The sequence below is a fragment of the Gordonia sp. PDNC005 genome (assembly GCF_016919385.1).
Classification (GTDB): domain Bacteria; phylum Actinomycetota; class Actinomycetes; order Mycobacteriales; family Mycobacteriaceae; genus Gordonia.
The window spans coordinates 2,292,372-2,304,939 of record NZ_CP070351.1 but is presented as its reverse complement, the minus strand read 5'-3'; the positions used below and the strand labels follow the sequence as shown (position 1 = coordinate 2,304,939).

Below are 12,568 nucleotides of genomic sequence, written 5' to 3'. Positions count from 1 at the left end.
GTCAGTACCGGCCGAACGCCAATGCGACGTTGTGGCCACCGAATCCGAACGAGTTGCTCAGCGCGTAGTCGATCTGTCCGCGACGCGCTTCACCGTGCACGACGTCGATGTCGCCGCATGCCGGATCCTGGTTCTCGAGATTCAGCGTCGGCGGAATGACTGACTCCTCCACCGACTTGATCGTCAGGACCGCTTCGAGAGCGCCGACGGCGCCGATCGAGTGGCCCAGAGCCGACTTGGGCGCATAGATGGCCGCGTGGTTGCCCACCGAGGCCTGGATGCCCTCCGATTCGGCGGTGTCACCGATCGGTGTCGACGTTGCATGTGCGTTGACATGCGTGATGTCGGACTTCTGCAGGCCTGCGGTCTGCAGTGCACGTGTCATCGCACGTGCGTTGCCCTGACCCGAGGGGTCCGGCGCGACGAGGTGGAAGCCGTCGGACGTGATGCCGGAGCCGAGCAGTCGGGCGTGGATGTGAGCACCGCGCGCCTTGGCGTGATCCTCACGCTCGAGGATCAGCATCGCTGCCGCTTCGCCGAAGACGAAGCCGTCACGATCCTTGTCGAACGGTCGCGACGCTGCCGCCGGATCGTCGTTGCGGGTGCTCATCGCGCGCATCATCGAGAACGCCGCGATGGGCACCGCGTCGATGTGTCCTTCCACACCGCCGGTGACGACCATGTCGGCGTCGCCGAACACGATGTGCCGCCATGCGTGTGCGATGGCTTCAGCGCCCGATGAGCAGGCCGAGACAGGCGTGATGACGCCGGCGCGTGCGCCGATGTTCAGGCCGGCGACGGCCGCGGGACCGTTGGGCATCGTCATGGAGACGGCGAGCGGCGACACCTTGCGGTAGTTGCCGGTCTCGCGCAGCATCCGGTCCGCATCCATCATGGCCTCGGCGCCACCGATACCGGTGCCGAGCACAACGGCGAGCCGATCGGGGTCGACCTCGGGTGTGCCGGCCTGCGCCCAGAGGCGCTTGCTCAGCACGTGCGAGATCCGCTCGACGTACGCCATGCGGCGTGCCTCGATGCGCGTCACTTCAAGCGACGGGTCCTCGACGAACTTGCCGCCGATGCTCACCGGCAACTTGTACTGCTCGATGTAGTCGTCGGTGAGCGTGCGGATCCCGGACTTCCCTGCGACGAGATTCTCCCAGGTCGTGTCGAGATCTCCGCCGAGACTGGTGCTGGCGACCATCGAGGTCACCACCACGCTGGGGAATTCTCCACCCCTGGTCGAAAAATCACGCAGTTCAGTCATATCAGGCCTGGCTCGCCTCGATCTGAGCGGCGATCGCTGCGGCGGTCTCCGGGTTCTCGGCCTCGAGCTTCTGGACGTAGGCGACAGTGTCGCCGACGGTGCGCAGGCTGGCGAGATCCTCATCGGGGACCTTGACGCCGTACTTGTCCTCGACCTGGACGGCGATCTCGACCATCGACAGCGAGTCGATGTCCAGGTCGTCGACGAACGACTTCTCGAGGGTCACTTCTGACGGCTCGATGCCGGTGACCTCTTCGACGATCTCTGCGATGCCGGCGACGAGCTGTTCCTGAGTGGCGGCCACGATGTGGCTCCCTTCTTCTGTGTGTTGCTTGCGGGGGTTCCGGAGGTCAGCGGGGTTCGCTGCTGGACATCCGCTCGGGTGGAGCGGCCTCCGACGGCCGGGGGTGTCCGGCCTCATCCAAGTCCTGGGAGGTCCTCCAGATCTGCGGGGACCTTGACGGCGCGCGAGGGCACGCCTTTGAGTTCACGCTTGGCGATGCCCACGAGAGCGCCCGCCGGCGTGAGTTCGATGATGGCGTCGACACCTGCGGCGCGCATCGTGGCCGAGCACAGGTCCCAACGTACGGGACTGGTGACCTGGTCGACGAGCTTGGCGAGTGCAGCGGACCCTTCGGTCACTGCTGCCCCGTCGGAGTTCGAGAGGAGTGTGCGGTTCGGGTCATTCGGGGTGATGTCGGCGGCGGCCGCGGCGACCGCATCGCGTGCCGGCGCCATGTAGTGGGTGTGAAAGGCGCCCGCCACGGCCAGCTTGCGGGTGCGTGCTTTCTCGGGCGGGTTGGCGATCAGTTCGTCGATCGCGGCGACCGACCCCGCGGCGACGATCTGGCCGACTGCATTGCGGTTCGCCGGAATGAGGTCGAGTTCGGCGAGGCGCGCGAGGACGGCGGTCTCGTCGCCGCCCAACACCGCGGCCATGGTGGTCGCTTCGAGGGCGCAGGCCTTGGCCATCTCGCCGCCGCGGATTCCTGCGAGGCGGACTGCTTCGTCGTCGGTGATCACTCCGGTGATGGCTGCGGCCGCGAGTTCTCCAACGGAGTGGCCCGCGACGATGGTGTCTGCGGGCAGCTCGCCGTTGCGGTTGCGGAACTCATTGAAAGCCAAGAGCGCCGAGACGACGACGAGCGGCTGCGTCACCGCGGTGTCGGTGATCTCGTCGGCCGTGGCGACGGTCCCGAGACGAACGAGGTCGAGGCCGACGGTCTCCGACCAAGTCGCGACACGATCGCGGGCACCGGGCTGCTCCAACCATTCGGTGAGCATGCCGGGTGTCTGAGAGCCCTGTCCGGGCGCAAGCAACGAAAGCACGTGACAAGACAACACCCTCAACGGTCGTCTGGATGGTGTTGAGTCGTATGAACCTGCAGAACGAAATTTGTGGGAACCCTACAAATGAATCCCTAAGGGCATCCGCATCGTCACCGGCTCGTGATCTGTTACCGATATGGAGAAAATATTACGGCACCTGGCATTGAGTCCGAAAGTCCCGGGGCGTATGTGACTCAGGTGACTATGGGGGGCGTTTGTTGTTGATTTCGGGCGAGCCGAGCGACTGTCAGTGCCACCCGAAGGACATATGCGTCCCGCGAGTTACCTGGGTCACGTCCAGTGACGTCAGTCACCTTTTTTAGTCGATATCGCACAGTGTTCGGATGTATGTACAGTTCCCGCGCGCAGGATTCGATGGACCCGCCCGCGTCGAGATACGCCTCGAGGGTGGCTTGCAGGGTCTGCCCGTCGCCGCCGAGCGGCGTGATCAGAGAATCGATCAGCATCTGCGCGGCCGCCTGGTCCCCGTTCAAGGCTCGCTCGGGGAGCAGATCGGAACTGTGCACCGGACGCGGTGCACCGGGCCAGCCGCGTACTGCGTCCGCAGCGGTCATCGCCTCGACCGCAGAGGCGTGAGCCACCGTCAGATTCGGCATCGTCGGTCCGATGACGACCGGACCGTCCGCGAAGTTGTCGAGGAGGTCGGTCAGAAACCGGTCGGTGGAGCTGAGGGTGCCGCCGACGATCGCGACAAGTGTGCTGCCCTGGACGACGGTCAGCGTCGCGCGATCATGGTGCTTGCCGGTGTTGTGGATCGCGAGCGGCACCGACACGTTCTGTTCGGGTGGCGGGGTTCCGACGATGACGGTGGCCTGCGTGTCGCTCGGCCAATTGAGAGCGGCGGCGCGGGACAGCAGCTCGGTGCTGCCGTCGCCGCGGACGACGGCGTCGACGACCAGCGCTTCCATCCGGGAGTCCCACGCGCCGCGTGACTCGGCGGCCGACGCGTAGATGGCCGCTGCGGCGAATCCGATCTCTCTGCCGTAGCGCAGCACCGATTCGGTCAGTGCGCGCAGTTGGACGTCGTTCCTCGCCAGCAGCGGCAGCCACTTCTCGAAGAACTCCATCGCGACGCGAACCATCTCGACGGTCTGCAGGAGGGTGACTCGCCGTGCCAGGTCCTGGGGCACCACCTGAAACGCCTGAACAGTGAACTTGACGTTTCCCTCGGGATCCTGGATCCATTCGACGAAGTTCACAACAGACGTCTGCACGACGAGTTGGACGCTGGCCTTCTGCCCGGCGTCCAGCTCGGTGAAATAGGGCAGTTGCTCCGACATCGCGTGGACCGCCTCGGTCGCGAGGCGTCCGCTGTACAGCTTCATTCGCCGCAGCAGAGCATCCGGCAGCGCATCGTGCACGGTGGCGGGCGCCGGTACGTGAGCCCCGCGACTGTTGTAGAGCACACCGGATGCGGCACTCGCGGCGAGTGCTTCGCTGGTTGGTTGCTGTTCTTCGGGCACGCAACCAATCTAACGTGCAGGTCGTCTGATCCGAGGGGCGTGCGCCCGGCCCGGTTGCACAGAGGGCGCAGATCGTGACCGGCGTGCACTCACGATCTGCGCCCTCTAGCGGTCGGCGTCTATGCGACGCCGGGATCGCTGGTCTGCTCCGGTGCCGCGGTGACGTCGGTGATCTGGTACTTGTCGGCGGCCTGTGCTGCCACCGACCGGTCCACCTCGCCGTCACGGGCCAGTCCGACCAGGACGCCGACGGCGATCGACTCCGCGTCGATGTTGAAGAACCGTCGAGCGGCGGGACGGGTGTCGGAGAACCCGAAACCGTCCGCGCCCAGCGTCAGGTAGGTGCCGGGAACATAAGCCCGGACCTGCTCCTGGACCCCACGCATGTAATCCGAGACACCGACCGTCGGGCCCGACGAACCGGCCAGCAGCGCCGTCAGATGCGGGGTGCGCGACTGCGTCGGGTCCCGCAACTCCCCACGGTCGGCGTCGATGCCGTCGCGCGCGAGCTCCGACCACGAGGTGATCGAGTACACGTCCGCGGAGACGTCCCATTCGTCGGCGAGCAGATCCTGAGCTCGCAGCGCGTCGCCCATGGTGACACCCGAGACGAGGATGCTTGCGCGGTGCGTCTTTCCGTCGGGGCCCTTGCGGAACAGGTAGCCGCCCTTGAGCAGACCATCGACGTCGAGGTCGTCCGGACGTGCGGGCTGAGTGATCGGCTCGTTGTAGACGGTGATGTAGAAATACACGTCGTCAGGGTTCTCGCCGTACATGCGGGTCAGGCCGTTGTCGACGATGGCGGCGAGTTCGTACGCGAACGCCGGATCGTATGAGACGACTCCGGGATTGGTCGCGGCGATCAACGGCGAGTGGCCGTCGGCGTGCTGCAGGCCCTCGCCGGTCAGCGTGGTGCGACCGGCCGTCGCACCGATCACGAAGCCTCGTGACATCTGGTCGGCGGCCGCCCAGAAGCCGTCGCCGGTCCGCTGGAACCCGAACATCGAGTAGAAGATGTACAGCGGGATCATCGGCTCGCCGTGAGTGGCGTACGACGTGCCGACGGCGGTGAAGCTCGCGGTGGAACCCGCTTCGTTGATTCCCTCGTGCAGGATCTGGCCTTCCTTGGCCTCCTTGTAGGCGAGCATCAGCTCGGCGTCGACCGACCGGTACTGCTGGCCGTTCCGGTTGTAGATCTTGAGGGTCGGGAACCACGAGTCCATGCCGAAGGTGCGCGCCTCGTCGGGGATGATCGGCACGATGCGCTCGCCGATCTCCTTGTCGCGGAGAAGCTCCTTGAAGATGCGGACCAGGGCCATCGTGGTCGCGACCTGCTGATTGCCCGATCCCTTCGCAGTGACGGCGAGGGCTTTGGTGGTGTCCGGGTGCAGTGGGATAGTTGTCGTCCGCCGTGACGGCAGGAAGCCGCCGAGGTCGCGACGGCGATCGAGGAGGTACTGGATCTCCGGCGAATCCGCGCCGGGGTGGTAGTACGGCGGCAGATACGGGTCGGCCTCGAGCTGGGCGTCGGTGATCGGGACCCGAGAGGTGTCGCGGAACGCCTTGAGGTCGTCGAGAGTCAGCTTCTTCATCTGGTGGGTCGCGTTGCGGCCCTCGAAATGCTTGCCGAGCGTGTAACCCTTGATCGTCTTCGCGAGGATGACGGTCGGCTGCCCCTTGTGATTCATGGCGGCGTTGTACGCGGCGTAGACCTTGCGGTAGTCGTGGCCGCCGCGCTTGAGCTGCCAGATGTCCTGGTCGGTGAGATTCTCGACGAGCGCCTTCGTGCGAGGGTCGCGGTTGAAGAACTGCTCGCGGATGAACTGTCCGTCGTTGGCTCGGAAGGTCTGGAAGTCGCCGTCGCGCGTCTTGTTCATCAGATTGACGAGGGCGCCGTCCTGGTCGGCGTGGAAGAGTGCGTCCCACTCGCGGCCCCAGACGACCTTGATGACGTTCCAGCCCGCGCCGCGGAAGAACGATTCGAGCTCCTGGATGATCTTGCCGTTGCCGCGGACCGGGCCGTCGAGCCGCTGCAGGTTGCAGTTGACGACAAACGTCAGATTGTCCAGGCCCTCGGTCGCCGCGACGTGCGCAAGGCCCCGCGACTCGGCCTCGTCCATCTCGCCGTCGCCGAGGAACGCCCACACGTGCTGATCGGAGGTGTCTTTGATGCCGCGGTCGTGCAGGTAGTGGTTGAACCGCGCCTGATAGATGGCGTTCATCGGGCCGAGGCCCATCGACACCGTGGGGAACTGCCAGAAGTCGGGCATCAGGCGAGGATGCGGGTATGACGGCAGGCCGCCGCCGAGCCCGGCGTGGCTGTGCTCCTGGCGGAACCCGTCCATGCGGTGCTCGTCGATGCGCCCCTCGAGGAACGCGCGGGCGTAGACACCGGGAGAGGCATGGCCCTGCACGAAGATCTGATCGCCGCCGCCCGGGTGGTTCGGTCCGCGGAAGAAGTGGTTGAAGCCGACTTCGTACAGCGACGCCGACGACGCGTAGGTCGAGATGTGGCCGCCGACGCCGATGCCGGGGCGCTGCGCGCGGTGGACCATGATTGCGGCGTTCCACCGGATGAACGCGCGGAACCTACGCTCGAGGTCCTCATCGCCGGGGAACTCGGGTTCGAGGTCGGTCGGGATGGTGTTGACGTAGTCCGTCGAGGTGAGCGGTGGCAGCGCAACGCGATTGTCGTCGGCCCGTTCGAGCATGCGGAGCATCAGGTAGCGAGCCCGCTCCGGGCCTGCAGCACTCAGCATCGCATCGAACGATTCCAGCCATTCATCGGTTTCGGTCGGATCGCTGTCGGCGAGGTACGACGCGACGCCGTCGCGGATCACTTCGACGCGGCTTGTGCGCGTGGGACCGTCGTTGGGGCTGGTCATGGTCGGGTCAGTCACAAATCCACCATTCTCGTCGGCGAGCCGGGGACAGGTCGGCGGGCTCGCTGTGGGGCCGTCGGGGTGTGACGGCGGATCGATTAGGGTCCACAAGGATTCTTGGTGAACCACTGTTCCATCGTGCCGTAAATCACCGCTCTCGGCAGTCGATGTGCCCAGTCACACGTTCTACTCTGCGGTAACCTAGTTCGATTCATTTCACGGGTGGGGAGGCGAACCGATGATGGACCGTGCGGTGGCAGGCGTCGCGGTTGTGATCGTGCTGTCGGTACTCGTCGCCTCGTGCTCGGAGGATTCGACGCCGTCGCCGTCAGTCGTCTCGACACCGTCGTCGGTCGGCACGAGTCGGGTCGCTCCGGTCCCGACCGCAGAGCGTTCCGAACTGGAGAAGATCGCGGCGGTCCAGGTGTGCCGCAATGTGATCACCTCCGCCGGAGCGATGGTTCGCGACTACAACGTCTTCATCACCAAGCTCAACAATGTGCAGACGTACGACAAGATGTCGTCAGAGGACCGCTGGGCCGCCGACACTCTCACCGCAGGCGCCGACCAGGTCCGCAAGGCGATAGCGCCCGCCACGCCGTCGGACCTTCTCGGAGCTGTCAACCGATTCGTGGACAGTTCGGACGATCTCGCCGAGCGGATCGGCGAGAAGCAGCTCGGCGGCCTCAACGCGGCGTCGGACACCTGGGGAAGCGATCGCAGTGCGGCACTCAACAAATGCTCGGAGTTCCTCCCTGCGGAGTGAATCCGTGCCCGCAGAACATGATCGGGCGAGGGAAACACCGGGTGTCCACTGTCGGGATGCCCGTCGAACCTCTAGTCTTGAACTGAGTTTCGCTCGACAATGACGTTGTCGGCCGTGAATACACGGCAAACGGCACGGTCGAGTGAACAGGACCCATGTAAACAAACGGGAGGACACACGCGGTGGTAGCCGCCACGGACGACAAGGCGAGCAAGCTCGGATTCACCAACGGAATGGTGATCCAGGAGCGCGGTTGGGACGAGGACACCGACGACGATCTGCGCATCGAGATCGAAGACGCGATCGATGCGGAGATGCTCGACGAGGACGCGATCGACGTCGTCGACGCCGTGGTCCTGTGGTGGCGAGACGACGACGGCGACCTCGTCGACGCTCTGATGGACGCCATCGGCCCGCTCGCCGAAGGTGGATTCATCTGGGTGCTCTCGCCGAAGACCGGACGCGACGGCTACGTCGACCCGACGGTCATCGCGGAGTCGGCGCCCACCGCTGGACTCACTCAGACATCAGTGACGAGCCTCGGCGACTGGACCGGTGCACGTCTGGTGACACCGAAGGCTCGGTCGGGCAAACGAGCATGACGACGCCGGACAGCATTGCTGTCGGCCCGCTGCCCGTCGGTTCGGTCGCCCCCGAGTTCGAGCTGCGCGACCAGAACAACAGGCGGGTCGCGTTGTCGGCCCTTCGGGAGAAGGGCGACGTTCTGATCGTGTTCTTCCCGCTCGCCTTCACCGGTACCTGCGAAGGCGAGCTCGGATACATCCGCGATCACCTGCCGCAGTTCGAGGACGGCACGTTGACGACCGTCGCGGTCTCCGTCGGCCCGCCGCCGACACACAAAGTGTGGTCGTCGGCGCAGGGCTATCTGTTCCCGATTCTCTCGGACTTCTGGCCGCATGGCGGCGTGGCGAGCGAGTACGGAGTCCTCGACCCCGACCGCGGGTACGCCAACCGCGGTACGTTCCTCGTCGCGGGAGACGGGACGGTCCTATTCTCCGACATGGTGGGCCCCGGCGAGGCCCGCACCGTCGACACCTGGGACGAAGCGCTCTCGCTCCGCTCCTGATCGAGCCCGCGCACCCTTCGAATCACGGCTGCGGCGGGACGACCTCGGTTGTCGACTTCAGGACACAGCCCGCGGGTGGCAGATCCGTCGCCGGGTACATGGTGGCCAGCGCGACCGAGAAGCGTCGAGCACGCTCGACGTAACCCGCCTCCGTGTAGTGCACGCCGTCCAGGAACCACGCCTGATCGGTTTCACCGGCCCAGTCGTAGACTCGCAGGTTCGGGTAGCGCTTGCACGCCCGAACGAGGGCGCGGTTGAAGTTCCGCATCGCACGGTTGTCGTACGCCGGATTCTCGTTGAGTCGGTTGGTGATGACGGTCGGCCACAGCACAGGCTGACCGACGAGCGGCTTGAGGATGTTGTCGATGCGCATATCGACGGGGCCGACGCCCCCGACCTCCACGTTGGCGGTGTCGTTGATGCCCATTGCGATCACCCAGCAGCCCCGCACGCCGCGGCCGAGAGCGGCCTCGATCGATTCGGTGGCGTTCGGCTGATCGTTCACCCTCTCCATGCTCGAGCGGCCGCCGACGACGTCTTCGATGTAGGTCTTCGCGCCGACCGCGCGGTAGCGCCCCTCAAGGCGGAGTGCGACGTTCGGCTGCATGCCGGGATCGCTCATTCCGATCGACGTCGAGTCGCCGACGTGGATCACGGTCGAACACTTGGTCCGACGCTGATCGGCAGGCAACGTGGGTCCGGATCGTTCGGGCTTCAGACCTTCGTCGAGTTCATCGTCGATGCCGCTGCCGCCGTCGTCTGACTTGTAAAGTGCCGAGACGATCGGGAGGTCGGGATTGAGCTTCGACACGGCGACCATCGAACCGACGGCCAGACCGAGGACCACCAATGTCGCGAGAACGGCGCGGGTGGGGGAGCGGCGTTGGTCCGTCGGCGCGTGCACCTGATCGGCGGGCGGCTCAGAAGCCGCAGCAATGGGGTCGGTTGCCATGTCGGCGGGAGTGGTCGGCACCGCGAGCGTCTCGTCGACTTTCGGAGGAAGGTTCAACACGCTCGGCGCCTTCGCCAAGACGGTGACACCGGTGGGCACGCGGAATCGCACCGTCTCGGCAGACGAAGGCTCAGCGGAACCGCCGGGTGTCGGCTCCCCGTCGGGTACGTCGTCGGCATCGGGCGTACCGAGATCGACGGATTCCTCGACGAGCGGAGCGCGAAGCACCACATCCACCGGCTCCTCTCGGAGAGGCCGTGGTTCGGTGGGGGTGGACGCCGCGGGGTCCCATCCGGTGACGGAGGGAACGGGGTCCTGGGGGTGTTCGTCGGCCATCGGGGGCTCCTCGGTGGGGAGATCGTCGGGCTTCGCCGACCTGAAGGGTCGCGCGAGGGTGGTGAAGACGGAGTCTGCGGTGGCGGCCAGCGCAGCGCGCATGGTGTCTTCGTGACGGCGTGGAGTGGTGAGCGCCGCGCGGAAGCCGTGTCTCCGGATCGGGTCCTCCACATAGCGCCACGACAGGGACGCGATGACGAGGGTCGCGATGACCACCACGATGGAGCTGATCAGCGGTGAGCCTCCACGGATGATGCCGGGGAGGAACGCGACCAGCGGCATGTGCCACAGATAGATGCCGTACGATCGCTCGCCGATCCACCGGAACGGCTGCATGCTCAGGACTGTCGCGACGAGAGTCGACGGGGTGACCGCCGCCATCAGGACGCCCATCGTCGCGACAGTCAGCACCGCGATGCCCCACTCGTAGAGCTCGAGAGAGTTGTCGCCCGTGGACATGCACAGGTAGAGGACGCCCGCGAGGCCGGCGATGCCCACGGCATCGAGGGTGCACCGCTGATTGTGGGTGACAGTCCGGGCGCGTGCGGGCCACCAGAAGGCGAGCGCCGCGCCCATCAGCAGTGCGCCGGCACGCGTGTCGGTGCCCTCATAGGCGCGGGTGTTGTCGAAGCCGGCTTCGGCGAGTGTCGTGAGCAGGTAGAACGAGCCCAGAGCCAGTCCAATAGTCACCAGGCTGATCAGCCAGCGCTTGCGCAGGACGAGGTAGAACAGGCCGAGCAGAAGCGGCCAGAGTATGTAGAACTGTTCCTCGATCGACAATGACCACATGTGGCTCAGCGGGCTGGGGCCGCCGAACCGCTCGAAGTACGAGGTGTCCGACAGGATCGTGTGCCAGTTGTTGACGTAGAACAACGCGCTGAGCGCCTGTCCCGCGTAGGTGCCGAGTTTGTCGGGGATCACCACCGCAGTGGTGACGAGAGTGGCGATCAGGACCAGGACCACCGCGGGCAGCAGTCGCCGTGCGCGTCGAAGCCAGAACGTCTTGAGGTTGAGCCCACCGGTGCGCTGGTGCGTCGAGATCAGCAGCGACGTGATCAGGTAGCCGCTCAGGGTGAAGAACACGCCGACGCCGAGTAGTCCGCCCCCGAAGCCGGGGACCTGCAGGTGATACAGCAGGACCACCGTCACAGCGACGGCGCGGATGCCGTCGAGGCCCGGTAGATAGGACGATTCGTTGTGCGTGGGACGTGGCATGTCCGGGCGGCACCCCCTGATGCGGTGAGACAGTGTGCGACGACGCTCTCTCCCCGCTCGACGATGGGAGTGGAGCCGGTCCCGCCCGTCGTCACGGGCAGCGGCGTCGACGTTCCATCATAGGTCCTCGCCAGGGGTGCCCCTGTCATTCATGTGACCGGATGACACGGAGATGTCGGTGTCAGGACGTGGGTTGCATCACGTCCCGACGACCGTATGAACGCTCAGGCCGGAAACGCGGTCGCGAGAGCGGTGGCGAACAGTCGATTGCGCTGGACGATGCCTGCCGCGTTGTAATGGATTCCGTCGACATACCAGTCGGCCTGGGTCTCCGAGGCGAAGTCGTAGACCTTCAGGTTCGGATACCTCGCGGTGGCCTTCTGCAGTGCCGCGTTGAAGGTGCGCATGTTCGCGGGGACGTATGCCTTGTTGCTCGGATCCGATGTCATCACCGTGGGCCACAGCACGTTCTGCCCGGTCAGCTTCGACATCACGCGGTCGATCCGGGCGGCGGCGTCCACAGTGCTGCCGACCGCGACGTTCGCGGCGTCGTTGACGCCCATGGCGATCACCCAGCAGCCGCGCCGACCGGATGCGAGCTGTGCGGTGACGGCGTCTACGGCATTGGGTTCACCGTCGACCTTCTCGACGATGGACCGACCGCCCGACGCGTCGAGGACGCTGTCGGTGGCGCCGACTCGTTTGTACTGCGCGCTGAGTCGATCCTCGGGATCGGTGACCTTCGAGGCGCTGTCGATGCCGACCGATGTCGAATCGCCGATGTGGGTGACCTGGGTGCACGATGTGCGGCGATCACCCGTCGGTGTGACCTGTGGAGGGGTCTTACCGTTCGGGGCCTGCGGCGCGAGAAGGTTGAACAGGGAGTTGAGGTCGTATCCGCCGCTGCCGTTCTGGTCGATGGGCAGTTCCTGGATGATCCGTCCGGCGCTGTCGATCAGTTCGCCGATCGATGGTTCCGCTGACGCAGGTGCGGTGGGAACAAACGAGAGCGCAGCAAGCGCGCCGACGACTCCTGCGGTCAGCTGAAGGCGGCGACGCGTGGGCGTGCGGGCTGAGGACATCTGATCTGTAGTCACAATAACCTCAGTAGATAACAGTCATCCCATGCGTTTCAACCTCTGGCGGATTGCGGAAGGGTCTCGATGTGCCGCAGGCGGGGTCTTCGCGACCCCCCCAGGGGGACGAAGCGGCAGGGGAGGCATTGTGATCATCGCCGCGCAAAACCCTCG

10 protein-coding genes are annotated in these 12,568 nt (G+C 65.7%); 3 read left to right on the top strand and 7 right to left on the bottom strand.

The features are described from left to right. Window position 1: 1 nt before the first annotated feature. The 5 genes from JVX90_RS10870 to aceE all read right to left on the bottom strand — a co-directional run bounded on the left by JVX90_RS10870 (window position 2) and on the right by aceE (window position 6,965). Window positions 2-1,267 carry a KasA/KasB family beta-ketoacyl-ACP synthase gene (locus JVX90_RS10870; RefSeq protein ID WP_205328799.1) on the bottom strand — a complete coding sequence of 422 codons (1,266 nt, stop codon included), beginning with the start codon at window positions 1,265-1,267 and terminating at the stop codon, window positions 2-4. 1 nt (window position 1,268) lies between these two features. Continuing rightward, window positions 1,269-1,571, bottom strand: coding sequence for a meromycolate extension acyl carrier protein AcpM (acpM, locus tag JVX90_RS10865; protein WP_008376882.1), 303 nt, complete (start codon window positions 1,569-1,571; stop codon window positions 1,269-1,271). Between the two features lie 113 nt (window positions 1,572-1,684). Continuing rightward, window positions 1,685-2,596, bottom strand: coding sequence for an ACP S-malonyltransferase (locus JVX90_RS10860; RefSeq protein ID WP_205328798.1), 912 nt, complete (start codon window positions 2,594-2,596; stop codon window positions 1,685-1,687). 194 nt (window positions 2,597-2,790) lie between these two features. Next, a complete protein-coding gene (locus JVX90_RS10855) occupies window positions 2,791-4,023 on the bottom strand; it encodes a helix-turn-helix domain-containing protein (protein WP_205332384.1) in 1,233 nt (410 codons plus the stop codon). Between the two features lie 176 nt (window positions 4,024-4,199). Then, window positions 4,200-6,965 (bottom strand): pyruvate dehydrogenase (acetyl-transferring), homodimeric type, encoded by a 2,766-nt coding sequence (aceE, locus tag JVX90_RS10850; protein WP_205332383.1) that lies wholly within the window; start codon window positions 6,963-6,965, stop codon window positions 4,200-4,202. Between the two features lie 235 nt (window positions 6,966-7,200). On the opposite strand from aceE, the gene JVX90_RS10845 reads away from it, so the two are divergent. The 3 genes from JVX90_RS10845 to JVX90_RS10835 all read left to right on the top strand — a co-directional run bounded on the left by JVX90_RS10845 (window position 7,201) and on the right by JVX90_RS10835 (window position 8,815). Continuing rightward, window positions 7,201-7,728 carry a hypothetical protein gene (locus JVX90_RS10845; RefSeq protein ID WP_240193857.1) on the top strand — a complete coding sequence of 176 codons (528 nt, stop codon included), beginning with the start codon at window positions 7,201-7,203 and terminating at the stop codon, window positions 7,726-7,728. 182 nt (window positions 7,729-7,910) lie between these two features. Further along, entirely contained in the window at window positions 7,911-8,330 is a 420-nt protein-coding gene (locus tag JVX90_RS10840) for a DUF3052 domain-containing protein (RefSeq protein ID WP_205328797.1), read from the top strand. Next, entirely contained in the window at window positions 8,327-8,815 is a 489-nt protein-coding gene (locus JVX90_RS10835) for a redoxin domain-containing protein (protein WP_205328796.1), read from the top strand. Before JVX90_RS10840 ends, JVX90_RS10835 begins: the two co-directional genes overlap by 4 nt. 22 nt (window positions 8,816-8,837) lie before the next feature. Here JVX90_RS10835 and JVX90_RS10830 read toward each other — a convergent pair whose 3' ends face one another. Then, the gene (locus JVX90_RS10830) at window positions 8,838-11,318 is read right to left on the bottom strand and encodes an acyltransferase family protein (protein WP_205328795.1); all 2,481 of its coding nucleotides are present in this window, start codon (window positions 11,316-11,318) and stop codon (window positions 8,838-8,840) included. Between the two features lie 224 nt (window positions 11,319-11,542). Next, window positions 11,543-12,415, bottom strand: coding sequence for an SGNH/GDSL hydrolase family protein (locus JVX90_RS10825; RefSeq protein ID WP_205328794.1), 873 nt, complete (start codon window positions 12,413-12,415; stop codon window positions 11,543-11,545). Window positions 12,416-12,568: the final 153 nt, after the last annotated feature.